23 protein-coding genes are annotated in these 23,045 nt (G+C 57.8%); 9 read left to right on the top strand and 14 right to left on the bottom strand.

Annotation, left to right across the window (positions count from 1 at the left end):
* Window positions 1-252 precede the first annotated feature (252 nt).
* Together H9646_RS05635 and H9646_RS05630 are read left to right on the top strand one after the other, a co-directional pair.
* A complete protein-coding gene (locus H9646_RS05635) occupies window positions 253-879 on the top strand; it encodes a chalcone isomerase family protein (RefSeq protein ID WP_225214017.1) in 627 nt (208 codons plus the stop codon).
* Window positions 880-1,070: 191 nt separating this feature from the next.
* Complete coding sequence (locus H9646_RS05630; RefSeq protein ID WP_191722377.1) at window positions 1,071-2,741, top strand: methyl-accepting chemotaxis protein; 1,671 nt, start codon at window positions 1,071-1,073, stop codon at window positions 2,739-2,741.
* Window positions 2,742-2,868: 127 nt separating this feature from the next.
* Here the strand turns inward: H9646_RS05630 and gph are convergent, their stop codons facing one another.
* The gene (gph, locus tag H9646_RS05625) at window positions 2,869-3,591 is read right to left on the bottom strand and encodes a phosphoglycolate phosphatase (protein WP_191722376.1); all 723 of its coding nucleotides are present in this window, start codon (window positions 3,589-3,591) and stop codon (window positions 2,869-2,871) included.
* Window positions 3,592-3,727: 136 nt separating this feature from the next.
* A complete protein-coding gene (rpe, locus tag H9646_RS05620) occupies window positions 3,728-4,411 on the bottom strand; it encodes a ribulose-phosphate 3-epimerase (RefSeq protein WP_191722375.1) in 684 nt (227 codons plus the stop codon).
* A 30-nt stretch (window positions 4,412-4,441) separates the two neighbouring features.
* On the opposite strand from rpe, the gene apaG reads away from it, so the two are divergent.
* The 7 genes from apaG to H9646_RS05585 all read left to right on the top strand — a co-directional run bounded on the left by apaG (window position 4,442) and on the right by H9646_RS05585 (window position 11,491).
* The gene (gene apaG / locus H9646_RS05615) at window positions 4,442-4,864 is read left to right on the top strand and encodes a Co2+/Mg2+ efflux protein ApaG (protein WP_191722374.1); all 423 of its coding nucleotides are present in this window, start codon (window positions 4,442-4,444) and stop codon (window positions 4,862-4,864) included.
* Complete coding sequence (locus H9646_RS05610; RefSeq protein WP_191722373.1) at window positions 4,865-6,829, top strand: site-specific recombinase; 1,965 nt, start codon at window positions 4,865-4,867, stop codon at window positions 6,827-6,829.
* 69 nt (window positions 6,830-6,898) lie between these two features.
* Window positions 6,899-8,161, top strand: coding sequence for a cation:proton antiporter domain-containing protein (locus H9646_RS05605; RefSeq protein WP_191722372.1), 1,263 nt, complete (start codon window positions 6,899-6,901; stop codon window positions 8,159-8,161).
* Window positions 8,162-8,163: 2 nt separating this feature from the next.
* Window positions 8,164-9,288 (top strand): YbdK family carboxylate-amine ligase, encoded by a 1,125-nt coding sequence (locus H9646_RS05600; protein WP_191722371.1) that lies wholly within the window; start codon window positions 8,164-8,166, stop codon window positions 9,286-9,288.
* A gap of 102 nt (window positions 9,289-9,390) precedes the next feature.
* Window positions 9,391-10,359: a thiamine-phosphate kinase gene (thiL, locus tag H9646_RS05595; protein WP_191722370.1), complete on the top strand. Its 969-nt coding sequence runs from the start codon at window positions 9,391-9,393 to the stop codon at window positions 10,357-10,359.
* Between the two features lie 147 nt (window positions 10,360-10,506).
* Window positions 10,507-10,983: a phosphatidylglycerophosphatase A family protein gene (locus tag H9646_RS05590; protein ID WP_225214039.1), complete on the top strand. Its 477-nt coding sequence runs from the start codon at window positions 10,507-10,509 to the stop codon at window positions 10,981-10,983.
* A 7-nt stretch (window positions 10,984-10,990) separates the two neighbouring features.
* Entirely contained in the window at window positions 10,991-11,491 is a 501-nt protein-coding gene (locus tag H9646_RS05585; protein ID WP_191722368.1) for a CinA family protein, read from the top strand.
* A gap of 54 nt (window positions 11,492-11,545) precedes the next feature.
* Here H9646_RS05585 and H9646_RS05580 read toward each other — a convergent pair whose 3' ends face one another.
* From H9646_RS05580 to H9646_RS05525, 12 genes are all read right to left on the bottom strand, one after another.
* On the bottom strand, window positions 11,546-13,405 hold the full coding sequence (locus tag H9646_RS05580) for a TadG family pilus assembly protein (RefSeq protein WP_191722367.1): 1,860 nt from the start codon (window positions 13,403-13,405) through the stop codon (window positions 11,546-11,548).
* A gap of 9 nt (window positions 13,406-13,414) precedes the next feature.
* Window positions 13,415-13,675, bottom strand: a complete 261-nt coding sequence (locus H9646_RS05575) for a DUF3613 domain-containing protein (RefSeq protein WP_191722366.1) — start codon at window positions 13,673-13,675, stop codon at window positions 13,415-13,417.
* Between the two features lie 143 nt (window positions 13,676-13,818).
* The gene (locus tag H9646_RS05570; RefSeq protein WP_191722365.1) at window positions 13,819-14,715 is read right to left on the bottom strand and encodes a tetratricopeptide repeat protein; all 897 of its coding nucleotides are present in this window, start codon (window positions 14,713-14,715) and stop codon (window positions 13,819-13,821) included.
* Window positions 14,712-15,650: a type II secretion system F family protein gene (locus tag H9646_RS05565; RefSeq protein WP_191722364.1), complete on the bottom strand. Its 939-nt coding sequence runs from the start codon at window positions 15,648-15,650 to the stop codon at window positions 14,712-14,714. Before H9646_RS05565 ends, H9646_RS05570 begins: the two co-directional genes overlap by 4 nt.
* 16 nt (window positions 15,651-15,666) lie before the next feature.
* Window positions 15,667-16,584, bottom strand: a complete 918-nt coding sequence (locus H9646_RS05560; RefSeq protein WP_191722363.1) for a type II secretion system F family protein — start codon at window positions 16,582-16,584, stop codon at window positions 15,667-15,669.
* A complete protein-coding gene (locus H9646_RS05555) occupies window positions 16,581-17,906 on the bottom strand; it encodes a CpaF family protein (RefSeq protein WP_191722362.1) in 1,326 nt (441 codons plus the stop codon). The genes H9646_RS05560 and H9646_RS05555 overlap by 4 nt, the downstream gene beginning before the upstream one ends.
* Window positions 17,903-19,216 carry a hypothetical protein gene (locus H9646_RS05550; RefSeq protein WP_191722361.1) on the bottom strand — a complete coding sequence of 438 codons (1,314 nt, stop codon included), beginning with the start codon at window positions 19,214-19,216 and terminating at the stop codon, window positions 17,903-17,905. Before H9646_RS05550 ends, H9646_RS05555 begins: the two co-directional genes overlap by 4 nt.
* A gap of 11 nt (window positions 19,217-19,227) precedes the next feature.
* Complete coding sequence (locus tag H9646_RS05545; protein WP_191722360.1) at window positions 19,228-20,535, bottom strand: type II and III secretion system protein family protein; 1,308 nt, start codon at window positions 20,533-20,535, stop codon at window positions 19,228-19,230.
* A gap of 35 nt (window positions 20,536-20,570) precedes the next feature.
* The gene (cpaB, locus tag H9646_RS05540) at window positions 20,571-21,542 is read right to left on the bottom strand and encodes a Flp pilus assembly protein CpaB (protein WP_191722359.1); all 972 of its coding nucleotides are present in this window, start codon (window positions 21,540-21,542) and stop codon (window positions 20,571-20,573) included.
* 21 nt (window positions 21,543-21,563) lie between these two features.
* The gene (locus tag H9646_RS05535) at window positions 21,564-22,052 is read right to left on the bottom strand and encodes a TadE/TadG family type IV pilus assembly protein (RefSeq protein ID WP_191722358.1); all 489 of its coding nucleotides are present in this window, start codon (window positions 22,050-22,052) and stop codon (window positions 21,564-21,566) included.
* A 1-nt stretch (window position 22,053) separates the two neighbouring features.
* Window positions 22,054-22,524 (bottom strand): prepilin peptidase, encoded by a 471-nt coding sequence (locus H9646_RS05530; RefSeq protein ID WP_225214016.1) that lies wholly within the window; start codon window positions 22,522-22,524, stop codon window positions 22,054-22,056.
* On the bottom strand, window positions 22,524-22,727 hold the full coding sequence (locus H9646_RS05525) for a Flp family type IVb pilin (RefSeq protein WP_191722356.1): 204 nt from the start codon (window positions 22,725-22,727) through the stop codon (window positions 22,524-22,526). The genes H9646_RS05530 and H9646_RS05525 overlap by 1 nt, the downstream gene beginning before the upstream one ends.
* Between the last annotated feature and the right edge of the window lie 318 nt (window positions 22,728-23,045).

Raw genomic sequence — 23,045 nt, 5'->3', positions numbered from 1 at the left:
GTCCGCGCAACCTGTGATGAACACGTGATGAATGAACATAGCGAACAAGTGTAGCGCATTGCCGCCCTTTGAATGGTCTGGGCGCAGCAGCAGCGCTTTGCAGCTCCTTTCATCGCTTTTCTGTGCCATCTCCCAAGTGGTTTTCCCGAGGACTGGGGCACTTGCTGTTGTCGTGCACTGAACCACGCAGCACAATCGCTTACATAAAAAAAGCACGCGCGTGCGAATCAATCCAGCAACCAAGGAGACACCATGTTGACCGCCCATTTCGCCTCTGTGCTGCGCATGCTTCGCTTGGGATGCGCAGGCCTGTGCACCGCGCTGTGCGCATTGGCATTGCCCGGCTGGGCACAGAGCAGCGAGCCGCCTGAACTGGCCACACTCCCAAAGATGGTGGAAGTGAACAACCAAAGCCTGCAACGCAATGGTGCGGGCATTCGCTACAAAGCCATTTTCAAGGTCTACGCTGCGGCGCTGTATCTGGAAAAACCGGCCACTTCTCTGGAAGAAATTGGCAAGATGGCCGGTGCCAAGCGGATCACGGTGCACATGCTGCGCACCATCAATGCCTCCGAGCTGGGCAAGCTCTTTGCCCATGGCATGGAAGACAACATGGACAAGCAGCAGTTTTCCAAGCTGATCCCTGGCGTGATGCGCATGAGCGAGGTATTTAACCGCCACAAAGAGCTCAAGCCGGGCGACAAGTTCACCCTGGACTGGCTACCCGGCAAAGGCATGCTGATCAGCGTCAACGGCGCTCCTGAACCCGCACAGTTCAACGAACCCGAGTTTTACCAGGCCATGCTGGGCATCTGGCTAGGCCCCAAACCCGCAGACGCCAAGCTCAAACAAGCCTTGCTGGCAGCCACACCAGACTAAACAACCGTTTATCAGAACCTTCTGTCCAGGCCCCAAGGGGCCTGTTTGCTTTTGTACACACATTCTTGCGAAGTGATTTGTTCCTCCGCAAATCCACGCCGTACAAAAAAATACATAGTGCCCCCTCACTTCTGATCTGTGTGCCATAGGGAGAGGCACACATAAACAATAAAGACATATCCGGAGAGTTCATGCCACTGCTTCAAAACATCACCGTCACTCGCCGGCTGGGCGGGCTGGTGCTCTTGGCCACGCTCAGCATTCTGGGTCTGGCACTGAGCCTGAGCTTTTCAGAGCGCAGCCTGCTGATTCAAGAGCGCCAGAATGCCGTCCGCCAGAACGTTGAAATTGCCCACGGCTTGCTGCAGCAATTTCAAGCGCAGGCAGCCCAGGGAGCCATCACCAACGAAGAGGCACAAAAACGTGCTTTGCAGACCATCTCCAAACTGCGCTACAGCGGTGGTGAGTACTTCTGGATCAATGACATGCAGCCGCGCATGGTGATGCACCCTGTGCGCCCCCAGCTGGATGGCCAGGATCTCACTGAAAACAAGGATCCAACAGGCCAGCGGCTGTTTGTGAACTTTGTCGATATCGTTAAAAAAGAGGGGGCTGGATATCACCGCTACCTGTGGCCCATGCCCGGCAGTGATGCCCCTGTCGAGAAAGTCTCTTACGTCATGGGGTTTGAGCCCTGGGGCTGGGTGATTGGCTCAGGCGTTTACATCGATACCGTGCACGCTGCGTTTGCTGAGCGCTTGCGCTGGGCCATCGGCGGTTCATTGCTGCTTGCCGTGCTGCTGCTGGTCGCCGGATGGCTTATTTCCCGCAGCATCTTGCAGCAACTGGGTGCCGAGCCGGTGCGCTTGCTCGCCATCACGCAGCAGATGGCCCAAGGGAATCTGAGCACCAGCCTGGCTGGCCAGGCCAACACAAGCAGTGTGGTGTATGGGCTCGAGAGCATGCGCGCCAATGTTGCCGACATCGTGCAAGGCGTACGCAGCGGTGCAGAACGTGTCGCCATGGCCAGCCAGGAGATTGCACAAGGCAACCATGACCTCTCCGTACGCACTGAAGAGCAAGCCAGCGCTTTGGAGCAAACGGCAGCCTCCATGGAACAGCTGGGTAGCACGATCCGCCAAAACGCAGACAGCGCACGGCAGGCCAATCAGCTGGCCGTCAACGCCAGTCAAGTGGCCCAGCAAGGCGGGCAGGTGGTGCAAGAGGTGGTCAGCACCATGCGCGGCATCAACGATGCCAGCCAGCGCATTGCAGACATCATTGGCGTGATTGATGGCATCGCCTTCCAGACCAATATTCTGGCTTTGAATGCGGCGGTAGAGGCAGCACGCGCAGGCGAGCAAGGCCGTGGTTTTGCCGTGGTTGCCAGTGAAGTGCGCAGTCTGGCACAGCGCAGCGCTGAAGCGGCCAAAGAAATCAAGACACTGATCACCGCCAGCGTGGAGCGCGTCAGCCAGGGCTCAGCCCTGGCTGATCGCGCGGGCTCTACGATGTCCGACGTGGTGTCCGCCATTCGCCATGTCAACGATATCGTGGGTGAAATCAGCGCCGCAAGCGCCGAGCAAAGTACGGGCGTGACACAGGTCAGCGAAGCGGTCGGGCAAATGGACCGCAACACCCAGCAAAATGCGGCCTTGGTAGAGCAAAGTGCTGCAGCTGCATCCAGCCTGCAAACCCAGGCGGAACAATTGGTGCAGGCCGTCTCGGTGTTCCAGTTGGCGCATTACACCCCTTCTGCGTTCGCGCATCCGGGCACCAGCGCACCGCAATCGCCTGCTGCCCATCTGCAGCGACCTACAAAGCCCACCCTGCGGGCACTGCCCCACCACGAAAACGCTTAGAAAAAGCTTCCCGTCAGGCTCCGCTTGCGGGGCTTGGCTTGAGGCCGGCTGGCTTGCCAGCCCCAGACAGCCATTGGACAGCCTGAGCCTTTCTGGCGCACCGAACGCCCAGCCTTTGCGCTTGTGCTCAAAGCACGCGCAATTGCGCAATGCTGTCTACAAAACCATCAGCATCGACGGTGTCTACAGGCTGACCATGGTTATAGCCATACGAGACCAGCGCCACTGGGCAACCAGCAGCACGACCGGCCTGCGCATCATTGCTGGAGTCTCCAATCATCAAGGTGCGCGCTGGGCTTGCTCCCAGTGCCTGGCAGGCATTGAGCAGCGGCAGCGGGTCGGGTTTTTTGCGCTCGAACGAATCACCGCCAAAGACCACCTCAAACAAGCCATCCAGGCCCTTGGCCTTCAATAACGGCGTAGTAAATGCCAAAGGCTTGTTGGTCACACACGCCAGCCGCAACCCGGCGTTCTTCAAGGCCTGCAAACCCAGCGCCACACCGTCGTACACACTCGAATGCAGGCCGTTGATGGCCACGTAGTGGTGCATGTAACGCTGCATGGCCTGCGGGAACAAAGTCTCTACCGCCTCAGCCAGCCCATCCTTCGGGTGGCCGGCACTGGTCAGGACCGCCGCCAGAGCCAAGCGCAGCAAATGCTCGGTCCCTTTGCCCACCATATGTTCAATGTCTGCAGCTGTCAGCAGTGGCAACTGCAAATCGGACAGCATCCGCGTAATGGCCTCGGCAAAGTCGCCAATGGTGTCGACCATCGTGCCATCCAGATCCACGATGGCCGCATCCAGAGCCCACACTTTTCCTGCACCACCCAAAATCACATTCACTGGCATTGCACACATCCAATTTCAATCGCTATTCACCCTTGCACAGCAAGCGCTAACAGCCAAAAAGACTGATAAAAAAGGCCTGCATCCGCAGGCCGCAAGGCAGGTGTTACAGCAGAAAGTATCTGCTAGCTGCAGTGCCTTAAGCTGCCAAATTGGCACGCATCTGATCGATCACGGCCTTGTAATCGGGTTTGCCAAAAATAGCGCTGCCCGCCACAAAGGTGTCGGCACCGGCATTGGCCACCGCGCGGATGTTGCTTTCCTTGATGCCGCCATCCACTTCCAGGCGAATGTCTTTACCGCATGCATCAATGCGCTTGCGCACCGCTTCAATCTTGCGCAGCGTGCTATCAATGAAGCTCTGGCCACCAAAACCGGGGTTCACACTCATCAGCAAGATCAGGTCCAGATCTTCAATCACCCAGTCCAGCATATCCAGCGGTGTAGCGGGATTGAATGTCAGCCCAGCCTTGACGCCATGGGACTTGATGTTCTGGATGCTGCGGTGCACATGGGCCGAAGCATCAGGGTGAAAGCTGATGTAGTCCGCGCCGGCCTTGGCAAAGGCACTGGCCAGCTCATCGACTGGCTGCACCATCAGGTGCACATCAATAGGCACAGGCTTGCCATCTGGCGTGACTGCATGTGGCTTGACAGCCTGGCAAATCATGGGACCAAAGGTTAAATTGGGGACGTAATGATTGTCCATGACGTCAAAGTGGATCCAATCTGCGCCAGAAGCGATGACAGTGCGTACTTCTTCACCCAGACGGGCAAAGTCGGCAGACAAGATGGAAGGGGCGATGCGGTACGTGGGGTTCATAGGGTCAATTGTCGCAGTTACTATTGCCACATGCCGATGTATGAGTTTCAGGTTGAAGCGCACGCCCACTATGAGGCGCAGCAGTCCATCCCCCAGCAGGGGGTCTATCGTTTCGCGTACACGATTACGGTCACCAACACGGGAGAGGTGGCCGCGCAATTGATCGCACGCCACTGGCTCATTACCGATGCCCAACAAGCGCAGCAAGAAGTGCACGGTCTGGGCGTTGTAGGGCGCCAGCCTCTGTTGCAGCCCGGAGAAAGCTTTAGCTACAGCAGTGGCTGTGAATTGCGTACAGATTCAGGCAGCATGCAAGGACGCTACGTGTGCATTACAGAAGACGGGGAAATCTTTGATGCTCCGATTGCACCGTTTGCACTGAACGTCGAGGCTGACCCGGAGCCCGACCGCTCCAGCACCCTTGCTCAGCCCTCCTCACGCACCCTGCACTGAATGCGCCGTAAACCCCAAGACCTGCCCCGCCTGCTGGCGGAACTCGACCCCCACGCAGATATTGCCGAGCGTCATCTGTGGCTGATTCACGTCTTGGAATGGGTGCGTGAAGCAGCCCCATCCATTGAGGTAGCTACAGGCCGTGTGGAAGCTTTTGTAGTCGCCATGGAAAACGATGCCGACGCACGGCAACGCCTGCAAGCGTGGTGGCTGATTTTTATTGACCGCGTAGACATCACGACCTTGCTGGCCGATTTCGGCTTCGCACCCCGCACTGCGATGATCACGGAAGTGTCCGAACGCATCCGCAGCAAGCTGCTGCCCGGCACTCCCGAGACCATCGACGCATCCGAGCTTTTTTCCATTGCGATGCCCAGCGAGTTTGACGCACGCTGGCTCAACGCATTGCCAGAGTCACTGCTGCAGCGCCTTGCAGCCCTGCTCGCCCCTGCAGACAGCCAGGGTGCCAGTTTTTGGCAGCATGCACTGCTCAATGCCATCACTTACTGCGCCGGGCAAATTCTGTCCAATGGCTTTGCACCCGAATTGCGCCTGCGCATGAGCGAAGAGGCACGCGATCAGCGCCCTTTTCACGACCTGATTCGAGATGTCGAAAGCCTGCGCATCGAGGTGCTGCACGGCCTGCGCACCCCCGACCGGTTGCTGGAAGCAGAACGCCGCCTGCGCGAACGGCTGGATGCCTGCCGTGCAGCCATTGGCACCGTCTACAACCACTATGGCGATGACGGCATCTCCGTTGGCCTTGTCTTTCGGGTGCGCCAGTTGCGCACCCGCATTGTGCGCATTCGCCAGTTGCTCGATTGCCTGACCAGCACACGGCCTGAGCAAGATGCCCTGCGCCTGCTGGCGGGGTTTGTCAGTGTCGGGCGCGAGCGACGCAGCCTGCGCTCCCTGTTTGCCAACAACTCTTCGTTGCTGGCGGCCAAGATGACCGAGCGCAGCGCTGAAACCGGCGAACACTACATCACCCGCACCGGCAAGGAATACTTGCAGATGCTGCATCGCGCAGCCGGTGGTGGCCTGGTCATGTCCGTGACCACTTTGGTGAAATTCGGTCTGGTGGCACTGACCTTCTCCGCATTCTGGGGCGGCTTCTGGGCTGGCATTAACTACGCCATCAGCTTCTTGCTGATTCAGTTGCTGCATTTCACCGTAGCCACCAAACAACCCGCCATGACCGCGCCGGCCATGGCAGCCAAGCTCAAAAACATCAACGAAGAAGGTGCGATCGAGGGCTTTGTGGATGAGGTAGCCAACCTCACCCGCACCCAGGTGGCGGCCATTTTGGGCAACGTGCTGGTGGTTTTCCCGGCCGCGCTGGGGCTGAGCATGCTGTACCAGTACGCTTTTGGCACGCCACCACTTGATGAGCCACACGCCACGCAAGTCTTGGATTCGCTCAGTTTGCTGGGGCCTTCGGTCGTGTTTGCCGCCTTCACCGGGGTGTTGCTGTTTTTAAGCAGCCTGATTGCCGGCTGGGCTGAAAACTGGTTTGTTCTCAACCGCCTGGACTCGGCCTTGCGCTACAACCCTACCATCACTCGAGTGCTGGGCAGCGCGCGTGCCAAACGCTGGGGCACGTTTTGGCGCAACAACATTTCTGGCTTTGCCGCCAACATTTCGCTGGGCCTGATGCTGGGGCTTGCGCCAGCGATTGCAGGTTTTTTTGGCCTGGGGCTGGAGGTGCGACATGTCACACTGTCTTCAGGCCAGCTGGGCGTTGCGGGTGCCACCTTTGGCTGGGAAATGATCCATGACGACGCTTTCTGGTGGGCTGTGGCGATGTTGCCCTTCAACGGAGCCATCAACGTTCTGGTAAGTTTCTATCTTGCCTTTCGCATGGCATTGCGTGCCCAAAACGTCACCGGTGTAGAGCGCTCGCGCATCTACGCTGCCATCCGCCACCGCCTGCGCAAACGACCTTTGAGTTTCTTCAAGCCTTGATCGGCTCAAACGGTCCCATTCAGCGCTGGCGCTGCTTGTTCCCAAGGAGACACCGACAAGGATGAATGCATGATCCAAGATCCAAGCTTCTGGGCCCAATGGCTCAAACCTTCCGCGGGGTTTGACACCCTGCAATGGTCTTTGCTGCTGGCCCTGGCCTCGCTCGTAGGCTATTTATTTCAACGCCACCTGCAAATGCCCAAAGTCTTGGGCTATGCCGTGGTGGGAACGCTGGCTGGGCTGCTTGGCTTCAGCGCCACGGCGTGGCCACTGCAAGGCCCTGCACTGTTCTTGCTGGAGCTGGGTGTGGCCATCGTGCTGTTTGAATGCGGTGGCCGCATTACGCTGCGCTGGTTTCGCCATAACCCCATGGTGCTGGTTCAAAGCCTGACCGAAGCAGCGCTGACCTATCTGGCGGTTTACTACACGCTGATCTGGCTGAACATGCCTGCAGCAACGGCCACACCGCTGGCCTTGATTGCCATGGCGGCTTCGCCCGTAGTGCTGGCACGCGTTATCAACGACACCCGCGCGGTTGGCCCTGTAACTGACCGCGCCATGGTGCTGGCGACGCTGTCAACGCTGTACGCACTGACCCTGGGCAGTGCCAAAGCAGAAATCTTCGCCCGTCCCTCTGCATCGCTGTGGCATGACATTACCCCGGTACTGGTGGTGCTGGGCGTGTCTGTCGTGGTGGCGGCGCTGCTGTGCCTGGCAATGCGCATGGCACTGCGGCTGATGAACCCCAGCAGTGAGAACACCTCCATCCTGATGCTGGCCTTGATTGCCGCCGCCACGGCATTGGCGGCCCATCTGGGTGGCTCAGCCCCGCTGGCAGCATTGCTGGGGGGCATGCTGCTCAAGCAACTGCACCAGCGCCCCTGGGCATGGCCACGCCAGCTGGGCACGGCGTCATCGCTGCTCACCATGCTGATGTTTGTACTGGTCTCTACCGTAGCTGCACAGGCTTCGTGGAGCGGTGCTGTAGCCCTGACGGTGCTGGCTTTGGTGGTGGCGCGGCTGCTGTCCAAAACCATCGGGGTCGGGCTGGGCAACATTGGTTCAGGGGCCAGCTGGCGTCAGGCCATATGGGTGGCGTGTGCCATGGCTCCCATGTCTGCGGTGGCGCTGCTGATTACTTCGCAATTTGCGCAAGCTGCGCCCGAAGCAGCGCAGGCCATTGCAGGCACGGCCCTGCCCGCCATCTTGCTGCTGGAGCTGCTGGGCGCTGTCCTTGCCACCCTTGCACTGCGCCGCGCAGGTGAAAGCGCTGTTCCAGCGCACATCCCGCCCTCTACCAACACCACCAATACCACCAGCACAGGAAACTGAAGATGCCTTTAGAAGCCTTTCAGCAGTCCGAGCCCCTGACCCTGGGCGTGGAGTTGGAGCTGCAACTGGTCAACACACACGACTACGATCTGGCGCCCTACGCCACCGACATGCTGCGCCTGATGGACAAGCACGCCCTGCCCGGCAGTGTGGTGCCGGAGATGACGAGCAGCATGATCGAAATCTCTACCGGCATCTGCCACAGTGCCGCCGAGGTGCTCGGGCAGCTCACCCCCATCCGCGATGCCTTGGTCAAAAGTGCCGACAAGCTCAACATTGCCGTGGTTGGCGGTGGCACCCATCCCTTCCAGCAATGGCACCAGCAGCGTATTTATGACAAGGCCCGCTTTCATGAGCTGTCAGCGCTGTACGGCTACCTGACCAAGCAATTCACCATTTTTGGCCAGCATATCCACATTGGCTGCCCCGATGCTGATGCCGCCCTGCTCATGCTGCACCGCATGTCGCGCTACATCCCGCACTTCATTGCGCTGTCGGCCTCCAGCCCTTACGTACAGGGTCAGGACACGGCCTTTGACTCGGCACGGTTGAACTCGGTGTTCGCTTTCCCTTTGTCAGGTCGGGCGCCCTGCGTGCTCACGTGGAAAGAGTTTGAGGCTTATTTTGACAAGATGACCGCCACCGGCGTAGTCAAAAGCATGAAGGACTTTTACTGGGACATTCGCCCCAAGCCCGAGTTCGGCACCATCGAAATCCGTGTGTGCGACACCCCGCTGACCATTGAGCGCGCAGCGGCACTGGCAGGCTACGTGCAGGCGCTGGCCGCATGGTTCATCGACACCCAGCCCTTTACGCCCTGCGAAGACGACTATCTGGTGTACACCTACAACCGGTTTCAGGCCTGCCGCTTTGGACTGGATGCTGTGTATGTAGAACCCGGCACGGGCCAGCACATGCCGCTGTCTGAGCACATTTTGCAAACCATTGAGCAGATCACGCAGCACGCAGCACGCCACGGCGCCGCACCTGCACTGCAAATGCTACGCAATGACGTCTTAACCAGTCACAATGACGCACGTTGGCTGCGAGAGCGGCAAGCCAAAGAGCAATTGCTGGGTGAAGTCACCCGGCAAGCCTCACGCCGTTTTCGCGGAGAAGCCATTTAGATATTTAAAAAGCATAGCTGCAAGCGCTTGCAAAACAGCCACTTCAGCATCATTTGCATCTGAAATGCTTTAAACACAAGCGCTAACAGCTACTTTTCTATCATGGGCGAATTCGAACTCATCCGCAAATTCTTCCAGCGCCCAGTGCGCCGCTCCCCCCTGGGCGTGGGTGACGACTGCGCGCTACTGGCGCCTGCTGCAGGCATGCAACTGGCTGTCTCCAGCGACATGCTGGTCGAAGGCCGCCACTTCTTTGCGGACGTCAACCCCCAACTGCTGGGCCACAAGGCACTGGCCGTTAACCTCAGCGATCTGGCTGCCTGCGGTGCCAGGCCACTGGCCTTCACTTTGGCGCTGTCTCTGCCTCGTGCAGATGCCAACTGGTGCCAGGCCTTTTCCGATGGCCTGTTTGCCCTGGCCAATCAGCATGACTGTGAACTGGTCGGCGGCGACACCACCCAGGGCCCGCTCAACATCTGTATCACGGTATTTGGTGAAGTACCCGCCGGCCAGGCTTTGCTGCGCAGCGGTGCCCAGGCCGGTGACGACATCTGGGTCAGCGGCACGCTGGGCGATGCGCGCATCGCTCTGGATGCCCTGCTGCGCCAGCACGCCTTGCCGCCGGCTGTTTTGGCACAGGCCCGCCAGCGGCTGGAACAACCCACACCCCGCGTTGCATTGGGCATTGCGCTGCGCGGCATTGCCAGCAGCTGTCTGGACCTCAGCGATGGCCTGCTGGGCGATTTGAATCACATCCTGGAGGCCAGCCAGGTCGGCGCTTGCATTGATGCCAATATCACCCGCAGCCTGCTTCAGGCACGCCGCCACCCCATGATGGCCGCACTGGCCATGAGCCGCATCGACGCCTGTACCCTGGCCGGCGGAGACGATTACGAGCTGTGCTTTACCGCCCCATCCAGCCTACAGACTGCTGTGCGCGAAGCCGCTGCCCAGACTGGCGTTGCCGTCACCTGCATTGGCCGTATCGAAGCCGAGCGTGGCATCCGCGTACTGGCCCCGGGCGGCCAGCAGCTGCCGTTGCGCTTTGCCTCGTTTGACCATTTCGCCTGAGCCACGTCCCTGAGCGACTTCTACAATCACACCATGGAACCAATAACCGACGTGCAGCCCAAACGCTTCACGGAATCCGAGGGCACAGCGCGTGCATCGTCCACGCAGGCGCGTCCTACCACACCCATTCGCCCCACCGTGCGCTTCATGCTGGCGCACCCGGCCCACCTGATTGCGCTGGGTTTTGGCTCGGGGCTGGGCCGCATCGCACCGGGCACCATCGGCACACTCTGGGCCTGGCTGGCTTTTTTGGTGCTGCAACTGTGGCTGACCCCGGCACAAATGGGCTGGCTGATTGCCGCGAGCATTCCGGTGGGCTGGTGGGCGTGTACCGTGACGGCTCGCCACATGCGCGTGGCAGACCCCGGGCATATCGTCTGGGACGAAGTGGTCGGCATGTGGATCGTGCTGTGGCTCACCATGCCCATGGGCTTTTGGGGGCAGTTCGTAGCCTTTGCCCTCTTTAGGTTTTTTGATGCAGCCAAGCCCAACCCGGTCAAATGGGCCGACCGGCTGTTCAAAGGCTTTGGCCCGCGTGGCGGCTGGGGCATCATGTTTGATGATCTGGTTGCCGCATTTTGCACACTGCTGGTCATTGCGCTGTGGCGTTACGTAACCGTTTAACCACCGCATGACTGAGTTGCCTCCCTTGCACCACACCCTTGTGCAGCTGGCCACAGCCTTGAAGCAACGCGGCTGGATGATGGCCACTGCAGAAAGCTGCACTGGCGGCCTGATCGCCGCGGCCTGCACCGACCTGCCCGGCTCCAGCGACTGGTTTGACCGTGGGTTTGTGACGTACTCCAACGCTGCTAAAACCGAGATGCTCGGTGTGCCATCCGCGCTGATCGAGACGCACGGCGCGGTCAGCGAAGCCGTGGTTCGCGCCATGGCAGAGGCCGCCGTGCAACGCTCCAACGCCTGTGTCGCCGTTGCGGTCAGTGGCGTTGCAGGCCCCGGTGGCGGCTCTGCTGACAAGCCCGTTGGCACGGTCTGGATGGCATGGACCATTGGCGCTACCACCCACGCACAATGCAGACAATTTGCCGGTGACCGTGCCGCAGTGCGTACGCAAACTGTGGCTTTTGCACAAAGCCAGCTGCTCGACTGGATCAACGCCGCCAGCGCATGACGCACAGTCTTTGACAGATCAGCAGCACACCATCAAAGCACCAAGCTCTGCGCGTCAGTAAACCAGCTCGCTGCTGCCGCCGCACTGCAGATAGGGCGCCACTTCCATCTCATTGACCTGAATGCCCAGCGCACGCAACAGCCCGTCCAGCAGTGGTGCAAGAGGGTCCAGAATCGACAAAACAGGTGTCAACACGTTCTGGAGCAACGCATTCACCAGAGAGAGTTTTTGTGCACCCGTCACACTGGCGCCGATGTTCACTTCAATCAGATTGGCACCCTTGAGCAGCCCTGAAATGCTGCTGATATTTTTGGGCAAGACCGTGTGATAGATGCGTTGACCTGCCGCGTCATCGACCACTTCAAACTTGTTGATTTCGTCGCCGCTAAAGCGCACGTTCTGCTGCTCAGAAAGCACTTTCAAATGCCCGCCCAACAGGATATTCCCGTGAGTTCCTGCAACGCGTGAGCCGCAAAGTAACCCCAGCAAATTGCACTTGCTGCTACCAATATCAATGATAGACACTGGCTGAACCTGGGGAATGCCTGCGCCAAAAGCTTGTTGCTCACGCAGAACAGGCGTTGTACCCGTGAGCTGGCCCACATACACATCGACTGTCGCTTTTTCCACCGTCAAATCCATACTGTGCACAGCGCTGGTGCAATCGACATTCTCAATCCGCACATAACCTCTGGCCGCATCTAGCAAGACATCCAGCCTCAAAGGATTCAAGTTTAGAAACTCAGGTTCAATCCTCGTGCTGCTCAACAACCCAAGAACAAGCTTTAGCAGATCCTCAATCAAGCCGAAAACCATATCAAGAACGGAAGACAAAAGGTTGGCAGAGGTGCTGAGTGCCACCCACAAACGCACTTGTGCGGTGCGTGCCTCAATGGTGATGCTGTCGTCCAGCGGGTTGCCAATGATGGCCAGCTGCGCAGGCTCTATCACCTTGAGCTTGACGGTCACCAGTCCAGGAATGCCCAGATTCAAATTCAATGCGTTATCTTTGGTCGCCACCTGCAATGCGCCCTGAATCAGCTCCAGGGCATTCACACCCAGATTCAGCGCCGCAGCGGGGTTGGCATTCTCCAGTTTGATCAAATCACCCAGACGCACTTGCACGTTGCCCAGGTTCAAGAGGGAAAGCTGCTGCAAGGCAGCCACGTCAGCAGCCACGAACTTGCCCGGCTCGACGGCTGAAATCATGGCTTTGAGAAGATCAGCCAGCTTCACCTGGGTATCAAGCAGTGCTTCGTAGTCACCGACGTTGGCATTCACGTCCAGCAGAGTATCAAAGACCTTCAGCAAATTCACATTCAGTTTGGCAATGCCTTGCCAGCTGGCAGCCGTCAGATTGACCTGAGTGCCCAGCACAGCGCTCAAAAGCGTATTGAGCATGCCTGCGTTCAGCGAAGCGAGCGTGCTTCGAACCAGCACGGTTGCCACCGGTTCGCCAGATACCAGCGCCGTCGCTTTGGCACCAATCCAGCGGCTGTTGTTTCCGCTGGCAGAGAAAATAAAAAAATAAGAAACATTGCGCTGAACTTCCACATGGCAGGCATTGCTTTTCGAGACATCGGCTGCAGCAAAAAATTGCTCAAGAGAAACGCCTGCACCGGGTGCCCAGCGGCCATATTTCGCCTCAAACACATCGCCTGCTCGCAGGCCATTGGCATCAGCAATTTGCTTGGCGTTGGAGGGCGCCGTGGAGGTGCAGGCTGCGTTCAACGGCTGGGTCGAGCCGGCCAACGCACTGAGGTCTGCAATTTTTTGAAGCTCACGCTTTTGCCAGAACAAATTACCAATATCAAGCACCATCAGTGCCGCCAGAGCAATGCCCATCCACAGCGCCACCATGACCAGGGTGACACCCTGCTGCTGCTTGCGGTGGTGGTGGTGGTACGCCGGCATGCACAGGCCTTATTTCTGCGCTTCCAGCGTCGAGTCCAATCTCTCTGGAATTGGATGCGCGAAGCTATCTACATAGCGCTTGTATACCCTTTCTGCCACAGCGACGGGCATGGGGTATTGCCTGTCAGAGGCAAGGGTCCCGCGTCCTTGCAACTCCAGCAGCTTCTGCGTGGCCTCCCCCACTTTGGGCTGCGGCAACCACACCGCCTGCGGCTGCACTTTGGGCGCTTCCTGGTTTTTGGCATCTTGCGCATAAGTGCCCGTTGCCATCCATGCACAGAAGCAGGCCATCAAGCATTGGCGCAATGCAGGCATTGGCTCACGCTGTTTCAGTCGATTATTTGGTGACATCACAACTCCTGGCTCTAGCAATCAAACTGGTGTGAATCTTGGCCGCATGCCATGCGGTGCCATTACAAGGCTGCAGCCGTTGACGCCAGCTGTTTTTCAAAAATCAGGGGGCTGCGCCCCACCTCTACCACCGCCGCCTGCGGTGCAGCGCCCAGCACTTGAATGGGCCGGCTGCTGGCCGCCCCCTCAGCGGGCGCACTCAACGTGCGTGCCTGTTCCAGAACACGCATGCGCTGCTCTGCCCCCATGCCCGATTGATTCATCCACGCCAGTGCTTCAGAGGTGCTGCCAAACAGTGCCAGATACACTGCCAAATTACTTTGTATGCGGGTGTTTTGTGGCAGCAGCTGCGCAGCTTGCTTGAGCGGCATGCCCGCATCAACACCCCGCCCGGTATGCAGCAGTGCGTAGCCCAGATCGTTGAGCAAGAGCGCATCGGTAGGTGCGATTTTTTGCGCAGCCTGCATTTGCGATACCGCAGCCTCAAACTGCCCGTCTGCTGCCGCAATCAGCCCCAGCCCATGCAAAGCCCGTGCAGCACTGGGGCTGCGCAAAAGCTGGCGATAAAGCACCGAACTGGGCTCTTTTTGCCCCGTCTGGCGCAATGCATCTGCCCGCAGCAAACGGCTTCTTTCTGAGACAGCCCAGCGTGTCTCCAGTGCATCGATGTGCGCCAGAGATGCAAACCACAGCCCCTGTTTTTGCATCTGCTCAACCACGTTCAGATACGCGGCTTCATTTTCAACATGCTGCGGTGTTTGCGCCTCTTCGTAGGACTGCAAGTCAGACTGCATCTCAGCGCGCCGCCGCGACTCTTTGGAGTAGGAGTTGCCAGCGACCGCCTCGGCCACTGCCCCGATGGCACTCGCCCCTACAGCAGTGGTAGAGCACGCAGACATGGACAGCACAGTGCCCATCAAGCCCAGCGCAGCCAACAACTTGGATAACAGGTTTGTCATTTCACACCCCCCAATGCGCGAACTACCGAAAGGAAACCCGGGCCAGCTGTAATGATCAGCAGCGAAGGCAAAAGCGTCAGCACCATCACGACGGTCATCTTGACCGTGATTTTTCCTATGTCTTCCTTCATGCGCATGCGCCGCTGCTCACGCAAACGCTCTCCAAACTGACGCAAAGGCTCTTGCACCGCACCCCCGTGCTTGTCAATCTGGACAATCAGCGCAGCAAGATCCGTCAACGCATCGCTTTGAAACATCTCAGACATACGGATCAGAGCTTGCTCACGCGATCGACCGCTGGCATGCAAACGATTGGCCATGTCCAGCTCACCCGTCAACACGGGCATGACGGAGCGAAAATCTTTGGCAATCAAGTGCAGGCTTTGGTCTATCCCCAGCCCCGCGCCCTGCAGCAAGCCCAGCAAATCCACCAATACGGGCAACTCTTTGGTTGCCTGCCTGCAGCGCCTGGCGGCTCGGCTTCTCAAAAACCACTTCGGGACCAGAAAGCCAAGAACAGCGGCAGCAAACAATGCCAAAAGCCTGTGGCCCTGATCTTCAAAGACGGGCACAAATAGCATGGCCACCATGGGAAAAACCAGAGAGCAGGCAATACGTGCCAGCAAAAAGTAAGCGCGGCTGAGGCTGCTCTGATAGCCACACTGCACCAGCAAGGCCCGGTCTTCCTGTGCCACCCACTGCCTGCCCCAGCGCGTATCCAGCCAGGCGGCAGGCTCTTGCACCAGACGCTCCAGCCAGTGACCAGACCGCTCAGGCTGCAAGCCACTTTCAGCCAACGCTTTCTGGCTATCCAGCAAGGCGTCCATATGCCTGCGCTGCCCGCCGCGTTTTCCATAATGAGACAGCAGCAACAGCGCCCCTGCTGCAACCAATACGAGCCCCAGGACACCCATCCATTGCGCGTTCATCGTCATGCGTGTGGCTCCTTGATCAGTCGTCCAGGTTGGCTAAACGATATAAAACCACCGACCCCAGCACTTGCAGGCCCAGACTGACCAAGGCCAGCCACTTGCCTGAGGGGTCATCCCACATCTTCATAAAATAGCTGGCGTTGAGCACAATGATCACGCCGCCCACCACTACTGGCAGCAGGCTCAATACCCAGGCAGAAACGCGCACCTCTGCTGACAGCGCTTTCAGCTCACGGTCAGCCTGCTCCCGGTCACGCATCAGGTGTGCAACACGCTCGAGCAGATGATCTACTCGCCCGCCAAACCGTCCACCCACTTGCAAGATGGCTGCCAAAAGATTGAATTCATTCAATTTCAGCTCTCGGGTGGCCGCCTGCAGGGCCTGGTCAATCGGCATGCCAGCCTTGGTAAAAGCTGCGGCCTTGACCACGATGCAGGCCAGCGGCTCCTTGGCAGCTGCAGTGGCCATGACAAAGGCCGACTGTGTGGCATGCCCCAGCACCACCATGCGCACCATGCCATCAATGAAAGACGGCAATTGCTGCACCACGCGTGCACGCAAACGCTGCCAGCGCAGCCAGGCAGCAAACAAGGCAATGCCCAGTACCAGCAGCGGCACAATTGCAGCGATGCCGAGGCTGGCCATCCATGCCACCAAACCTGTCGCACACAATGTTGTCAGGGCAATCAGCACCCACTGCCGTGGAGAAAATGCCTGCTGCACCCAGGGCGGCACAAACTGCAGCCATTCATGCCGCTTTTGCTGCTGCTCTTTGTCCAGCGCCGCAGGCAGCACCAGCGTAGGCTCTGCATCCAGAACACGCTGCACGCGCTGAGAAATCAGCTGCACGTTTTGCTTGTGCTGTGCATAGCCGAACAGGCCGATGCCTGCCGCCAGCAGCAAACACGCCATGCTGATCCAGGCAAGGTTACTCATAGCAGCCACCCGCCATGCGACTGGCTCGAATTTTTATTCGCCATCTCTTGCCGCAATTTAGCCAGCTTAGGCGTTTGCGGAAGCAGGCCTGCGCCCGTCCAGTGCTCCACCAACTCACCATCAGCTTGCTCGGTGTAGTCGTGTTTGAAAAGCTCCTGCAAAGCAATCACGTTGTCATTGACCCCCGACACCTCCGTAATGGAAACCACACGGCGCTTGCCATTCGGGAGACGGCCAATTTGCACAATGAAATTCAACGCAGAAGCGATCTGTCTGCGCAGGCTCAGCTCACTGCCGGCAAAGCCGGCAAAACCAGCCAGCATTTCCAATCTGTACAGGCACTCCCTGGGGGAGCTGGCATGGACTGTCGCCATGGAGCCATCGTGCCCGGTGTTCATGGCCTGCAGCATTTCCATCACTTCAGCCCCGCGCACCTCACCGACAATGATGCGGTCGGGGCGCATGCGCAAGCTGTTGCGCATCAGGTCTCTGGTATTGATTTCACCGTGTCCATCCAGCCCAGAAGGACGACTTTCCATGCGTGCAACGTGGGGGTGTTTCAGGCTCAGCTCCGCCGTGTCCTCGATGGTGACAACGCGCTCCGTGGCCGGTACGTAGCTTGCCAATGCATTGAGCATCGATGTCTTGCCTGAGCTGGTGCCACCGCTGATCAGTACATTGCAGCGGTTGCGCACCGCATGCTCGAGCAGTTGCGCCATGTCCTCGCTCAGCGAACCCAGGCGTACCAGATCGGCCATGCCATAAGGATCTTTGCGGAACTTGCGGATAGATACCAGAGGGCCATCCAGAGCCAATGGCGCAATGACCGCATTCAATCGCCCGCCACCGGGCAAGCGAGCATCCACCATGGGCGTGGACTCATCCAGACGCCGCCCCAATGGGGCGATGACGCGCTGAATGATGCGCAGCAAATGCGCATCATCGGCAAAATGCAGCACTTGCGACTGCATCACTCCGTTGCGAGACACAAAAACCTGCCTGTGCCCGTTGATCAAGATGTCTTCCACCGATTGATCGCCCATCAAGTCATCCAGTGGCCCCAGTCCATTGATCTCTTTGAACAGCTCTTGTGCAATGTGCTGCGCCTCGTGCGAGTTGATGGGCACGCGCTGCTGCTGCACAAATCGATCAACTTCACTGTCTACAAAATTTTTGACCCGCTGCTCTCCCCATTGCGAAAACTCCATCCCCACATCTTCAACACGGGACAGTAAATATTCATGCGCTTTGGCTTTGATGGAGAGGTACTCACGTGAGCCTTCAAACCCGGGTGAACACTCCTGGAACGTCAAGTGAATCATGCGGTGCCCCCTTTGCCTGACACCCAGCTCAGCCAACCCTTGCCTGACTTCATCTGCGCAGAGTTCCCGTCAGCCCGGTGCGATGAGGCATTCGCTTCAACCAGGCTCACCGCCATCTTTTTGATGTCTTGCACATAGGGGTCCGAGGGAACGCTCTCGGACAGCAGCAGGCCTGAACTGCTGGATTTGAGCAGGGCTTCTTCACGATGCGGCAAAACATGCAGCAAGGGCAACGCCAAGCGTTTGGCTATATCTGCGGGAGGCAGCCCCTGGGTCTTGTAGACGCGGTTCACCACCAGTCCATCAATGCTCTTGACTGCGGCGTTGGAGCGCAGGTTCTTGAGCAGCTCTGACAGCGACACAATGCCGCCGACAGACTGATCGCAAACCACCCACACATGGTCTGCCGCCTGCACCACTTCTTGCACAATGTCTGGCGACGGAAAGCCACCCACATCCACCACTTGCCAGGCAAAGAAGCCCCGCATCCGCTGGATGATCGAAGACGTAGATAACGGCGAGACCTCGCGCAGAACGTGCGATTGCGCTGGCCAGGAAAGCACCGTAGTGCCACTGATGTGGCGCGGCAAGGTGGCCTCGAGCATGGCCTTGTCCAGGCGATTGACCCCTTGCACGGCATCCACCATGTGAAAGCGGCCATTGAGGCCTAGCAGCATCTGCCCATCACGCAGTGGAAAGCCCAGATCAAGCAGCCCAATCCCCAGGTCTTCAGAAGCGGCCTCATAGCCTGGAGTGGCTGGGGCTGCATCGTGCAAAGCTGCCAACGCTGCAGACAGATGGACGGCCAAAGTGGTCACACCCATGCCCGCGCGTGCGCCAACCAAGGCCAGCACCTTGCCACGAGAGACGTCTGCACGCTCCACGTTGCCGCGCATGCAAGCCTCCCACACAGGCTTGCGGATGTCTTCCACGTCGGTGGCACTGATGTCCAGAAAGTCTTTCACTCCCGCGCGCAAGGCGGCCAGGGGTACAGCCGCACTGTTGGCATAGCCCATACCCAGCACCGAGACCTCTGTTTTGTATTTGCGCAGCCACTGCACCACTTGCGAAGGCTGCGTTAAATCTGAGCGCGCATCAAACATCACGACCACCGCAGACACGGATTGCGCCATCACCTCCACAACGGCTTCAACACTGACCAGGCAGTGCTCAATCTGCAGTGCCTGCCCCAGCCGCATCTGCAGCCACTGCGCATCCGAAGGGTCCTGCGACGCGACCAAGACACGGCGCGCAACCGGAGGGGGCGTGCCACTGGTGAGCACGCTGCTAGATGGAAGAGATGCGCCCATAGCCATTGCGCCTACTGTGAAAAACCAGGAACTTGGTCACTGCCGCCTGTGGGGCCCAGATACTTTGACCAAAAGTTGGAAGTGGCTTGCTGAGCCTGTGCCGCACCTGGCATGTGTGCAGCCAAAGACGTGTTGGCAGCGATGGGCCTTACCAAACGCGGTGTCACCACGATCACCAGTTCTCGCTCTTTGCGCGAAAACTCCTGGCGTTTGAACATCATCCCCAAGATCGGAATTTCGCTGAGGAAAGGCACTCGATTGATGCTGCTGTTCGTGCTTTGGCTGACCAGTCCGCCAATCACAAAGCTCTCACCATCGCCCAGCTCGACTGTTGTGTCAGCTTTGCGCACCGTCAGCGCTGGAACCGAGACGCTTTGCAACGTGACAGCATTTGCATAATCGAGCTCGCTCGACTCAGGGGCCACCTTCAAGACAATCCGCTGGTTATCCAGCACGGTGGGAGAAACCGTTAACCCCACGCCATACGATTTGTATTCAATATTGATGGCACCATTGCCCTGTGCCACAGGAATTGGCACTTCTCCGCCCGCCAAAAAGTTGGCACTTTGACCGGAGATCGCCAGCAGAGATGGTTCAGCCAGTACGCGCGCCATGCCGCTGCCCTCCAGCATCCCCAGATTCACGCCGATATTGGCCTTGCCAAAATTCATCAACAGCCCAAAAGCCTGCGAAAAAGGTGAGGCTGTGATGCCCTGCAAAGCACCACCGGCAAAATTAGGATTGCCCGCAACGCCTGGCGAAAGCAGCCCGAAACTAAAACCCTGGCTGTTCGCTGCGGTGCTGAAAATATTAAGCCCCGCTTGCTGCAGGCGGTTTTTATTGAGCTCCACCACCTTCACGTCCACCTGCACCACATTGCTCTTGTGCACCACTTCGCTGGCATTGATTGCGGCACCGGCGGCACCCGCAGCCGGTTTGAGCGCCGCCTCCCGAAGCGCCATCTCCGTCAGCTCTTCATACTTGCTGCGACGCATTTGCACAGAGGGGCTGACGTTGAGCAGCCATGAGCGTGGCTTGTCTTCTTTGATCCCCCACACCATCAATGAAGTCGTACCCGGCTTCAGCGGTGTGAGCAACAGCCTGGCGGGGTTCCCGGCCCCCTGCGCGCGCTCTACCGCCACATTCACCACCGCATCGTCAGCAATGGCAATGCGCTGAATGCCCTGTGGAAAGTCCAGGTGCTGCTGCACGCCCATCACCACCTCGCGCTCCTGCATCACCTGTGCATGGGTGCTGCTGCTCAAAGACCACAGCAGCATCGGCATCAGCAGGTACGTCTCCCAGTTCTTTTGATTCATCAGCATTCCTTTTGGCGCACACGGATCAGCGGTTCTCAATACTTCAAAGTCTCTTTGCGTACACCTTTAATCACTTCCACATTGGCACCACCCGGCGCAGCTCGTACATGGGTTCGCCTCACGCTGGCTGGCTGAGCTTGCTTGACCGAGAGCGTGGCTTTGGCCGCGGTGTCCTTGGCCAAATCCGCCATCGTCAAAGCAGTCAGGCTGGCATCCAGCGCTGCCGACTCCTTGCTTACATCCTGATGCAATGGCGCCACCACGCCAAGTCCGGCAATGTGTTTCAATTTGTCAGACGAAGGCTCGTGTTGATCGAGCGGACTGCGCAACGCCAGCAACACCTGCCCCTGCTGCTCTGCCAGCAACAGGCGGTTGACTTCCTCCACGGGGACCGCAATCACAGCGGTGCGCGCCACCGGCGGGTTCTGCCGGTCTGCAGACTTCGCCTCTTCTTTCTTCTTTCCATCGCCCAGGGGGAGTGTTTGCAACTGCGCACCGTAAGCCAGTACCTTTTTACGCGGCAGCAACATGCGGGCCTGGGTTGTGTCTACCTCCTGGCTATCGCGGCGGAACACCGCAAAAACGTCGACCCAGTCTCCGGGCTGCAGCTTGTGCCCAACGGCAGATGCCTCATCCACTTTGATGGACACTGCCCGCTCGCCCACCATCAGCATTCCGGCCAGACCATCCAGCAAACTGTGTGCTGCCACCGGAGTGCCCTGAGCAAGCTCTACAGAAGTGCTGCGCCCCACCACCATGGACGCATTGCCAAAACCGTTCGCAGGCATTTGCGCCATGTTCTGCACCGAGACATCAGCCGCCGTTAAAACCTGCCCCGCGGGCACATCTCGGGCTGTCACGACGACCGCAACCTGGGGCAATGCAGCCTGAGGCGCGGGCAACGCCTCTGACTGGCTGCTTTGCTGCGTATTGAGCAAAGCCATAACGGCGAGCAAGGCACCTGCGAGCAACAAGGCAATCGCTGCAAATTTAGTCAACCTACTCATGGCCACTCCTGGTTTTTTATGTCAATACGCCAGTGCAATCTGTGTAAAGGACTGGCCCGTCAGATTGGCGGGAACCGGCAACAAGACGGGAATGACCGGGTGCGTGCGATAGGCGTATGACACGGAAATCTCAAGGCAATGCCGATTGGCATTGACTGCCCCTGCGGGGCAATTTTTTTCAAGAACATCAATACGAACGCTATTGCCTGAACCTGAAGTGCAGTTGTTGGCCACCCCTATTTGTTCCAGCCATAGCAATGAATTTTTTGCAGCTTCACAAGCCGCATTGATTCTTGTGGCCAGCACATCCTGAGTTTGTGAAAAACGCACTGCAGCACGCCCGCCTTCTGCTGCAGCCAAAGATAAAGAATGTTGAATGGCAAAAATAATTGAATAGGTCAAAAGGCCATACAGCATTAAAAAAAGCACAGGAAAAATCAAAGCGAATTCGACAGCAGAAACTCCACTGCTCGAATGACGTCCGTATTTTTTCTTGTGATTTTTCCTCATATCAAGCACCGCTATAAATCACAATAAAAACTGAAACACACAGCAAGGCACCGTAAGGAACAAATCGATGCACGCCGTGCTTCGAAAAACTGAATGGAACCCGCCCATACGTCAATTCAATTGTTATGAGCAATTTCCACACAAGCCCGTACGCAACGGCAAAGACAACGCTCACCACCCATATCCAAAAGAACTGTTCCAGCCCCAGACAAAAGGCCAGTGCTGCAGCCAGCTTGACGTCTCCGCCGCCCATGATTCCGAAGGCGTAGAACAAGAAAAAGAAACCAAAAACAACCAAGCAAGAGAAAGCCGCTACTCGCCAGTCCGCCACCATCCAGCTCACGTCTTTGAATATCAGATTCAAACCACCCAGAACAAAAACACTAGCTACAGAGAAATTAAGAATTCTCCTCTTTGCCACATCCAGAAATGCAATATGGCAAAGAAGGAGAAGCAATACGACACCCACCATCAAGAACCACCGGTCCCACCACCACCGCTAGGAGCAGTAAACCCAAGCTTGGTAGCGATTGAACTAAATATTTTTTCCAGACTGGTGCCCACATTGCCCATGGCAACCATGGCAACCACGGCAATCAGGGCTGCAATCAACCCATATTCAATGGCTGTTGCACCTTCTTCATCGCGCAAAAAATTTGAAAAATTCAGTCTCATTGCAGTCTCCTGAAAAAAATTAATGAAACACTTGGTGACTAAATACTAAGAAAACACTTTTCGCTGCGGAAGTTGTTCAAAGCTATTAAAGCAACGCAGCCAATAGAAAGTTACGGGCCAACAAACATGAAGCACAATAAAATCAATTGGTTACAACAGTTTCAGCGACAGTCACAAATCAACAAGCCATTTTTGATTGATATTGCCTAATGATTTAAAGAAATTTTCTGACACCCCTTGCCGGAAAAACACTTTCAGCGTTTGAAGCAATCACCTACGACAAAGGCCTTTGTGCAACAGTGACCTGAAAAACCAGCG

Source organism: Comamonas avium (genome assembly GCF_014836675.1).
Lineage (GTDB): Bacteria > Pseudomonadota > Gammaproteobacteria > Burkholderiales > Burkholderiaceae_C > Comamonas > Comamonas avium.
This window is presented reverse-complemented; position numbering and strand designations above follow the sequence as displayed.

Coding starts and splice junctions, on each gene's coding strand:
- H9646_RS05635 (WP_225214017.1), top strand. CDS start 253: ATGTTGACCGCCCATTTCGCCTCTGTGCTGCGCATGCTTCGCTTGGGA.
- H9646_RS05630 (WP_191722377.1), top strand. CDS start 1,071: ATGCCACTGCTTCAAAACATCACCGTCACTCGCCGGCTGGGCGGGCTG.
- gph (WP_191722376.1), bottom strand. CDS start 3,591: ATGCCAGTGAATGTGATTTTGGGTGGTGCAGGAAAAGTGTGGGCTCTG.
- rpe (WP_191722375.1), bottom strand. CDS start 4,411: ATGAACCCCACGTACCGCATCGCCCCTTCCATCTTGTCTGCCGACTTT.
- apaG (WP_191722374.1), top strand. CDS start 4,442: ATGCCGATGTATGAGTTTCAGGTTGAAGCGCACGCCCACTATGAGGCG.
- H9646_RS05610 (WP_191722373.1), top strand. CDS start 4,865: ATGCGCCGTAAACCCCAAGACCTGCCCCGCCTGCTGGCGGAACTCGAC.
- H9646_RS05605 (WP_191722372.1), top strand. CDS start 6,899: ATGATCCAAGATCCAAGCTTCTGGGCCCAATGGCTCAAACCTTCCGCG.
- H9646_RS05600 (WP_191722371.1), top strand. CDS start 8,164: ATGCCTTTAGAAGCCTTTCAGCAGTCCGAGCCCCTGACCCTGGGCGTG.
- thiL (WP_191722370.1), top strand. CDS start 9,391: ATGGGCGAATTCGAACTCATCCGCAAATTCTTCCAGCGCCCAGTGCGC.
- H9646_RS05590 (WP_225214039.1), top strand. CDS start 10,507: ATGCTGGCGCACCCGGCCCACCTGATTGCGCTGGGTTTTGGCTCGGGG.
- H9646_RS05585 (WP_191722368.1), top strand. CDS start 10,991: ATGACTGAGTTGCCTCCCTTGCACCACACCCTTGTGCAGCTGGCCACA.
- H9646_RS05580 (WP_191722367.1), bottom strand. CDS start 13,405: ATGCCGGCGTACCACCACCACCACCGCAAGCAGCAGCAGGGTGTCACC.
- H9646_RS05575 (WP_191722366.1), bottom strand. CDS start 13,675: ATGGCAACGGGCACTTATGCGCAAGATGCCAAAAACCAGGAAGCGCCC.
- H9646_RS05570 (WP_191722365.1), bottom strand. CDS start 14,715: ATGACAAACCTGTTATCCAAGTTGTTGGCTGCGCTGGGCTTGATGGGC.
- H9646_RS05565 (WP_191722364.1), bottom strand. CDS start 15,650: ATGACGATGAACGCGCAATGGATGGGTGTCCTGGGGCTCGTATTGGTT.
- H9646_RS05560 (WP_191722363.1), bottom strand. CDS start 16,584: ATGAGTAACCTTGCCTGGATCAGCATGGCGTGTTTGCTGCTGGCGGCA.
- H9646_RS05555 (WP_191722362.1), bottom strand. CDS start 17,906: ATGATTCACTTGACGTTCCAGGAGTGTTCACCCGGGTTTGAAGGCTCA.
- H9646_RS05550 (WP_191722361.1), bottom strand. CDS start 19,216: ATGGGCGCATCTCTTCCATCTAGCAGCGTGCTCACCAGTGGCACGCCC.
- H9646_RS05545 (WP_191722360.1), bottom strand. CDS start 20,535: ATGAATCAAAAGAACTGGGAGACGTACCTGCTGATGCCGATGCTGCTG.
- cpaB (WP_191722359.1), bottom strand. CDS start 21,542: ATGAGTAGGTTGACTAAATTTGCAGCGATTGCCTTGTTGCTCGCAGGT.
- H9646_RS05535 (WP_191722358.1), bottom strand. CDS start 22,052: ATGAGGAAAAATCACAAGAAAAAATACGGACGTCATTCGAGCAGTGGA.
- H9646_RS05530 (WP_225214016.1), bottom strand. CDS start 22,524: ATGGTGGGTGTCGTATTGCTTCTCCTTCTTTGCCATATTGCATTTCTG.
- H9646_RS05525 (WP_191722356.1), bottom strand. CDS start 22,727: ATGAGACTGAATTTTTCAAATTTTTTGCGCGATGAAGAAGGTGCAACA.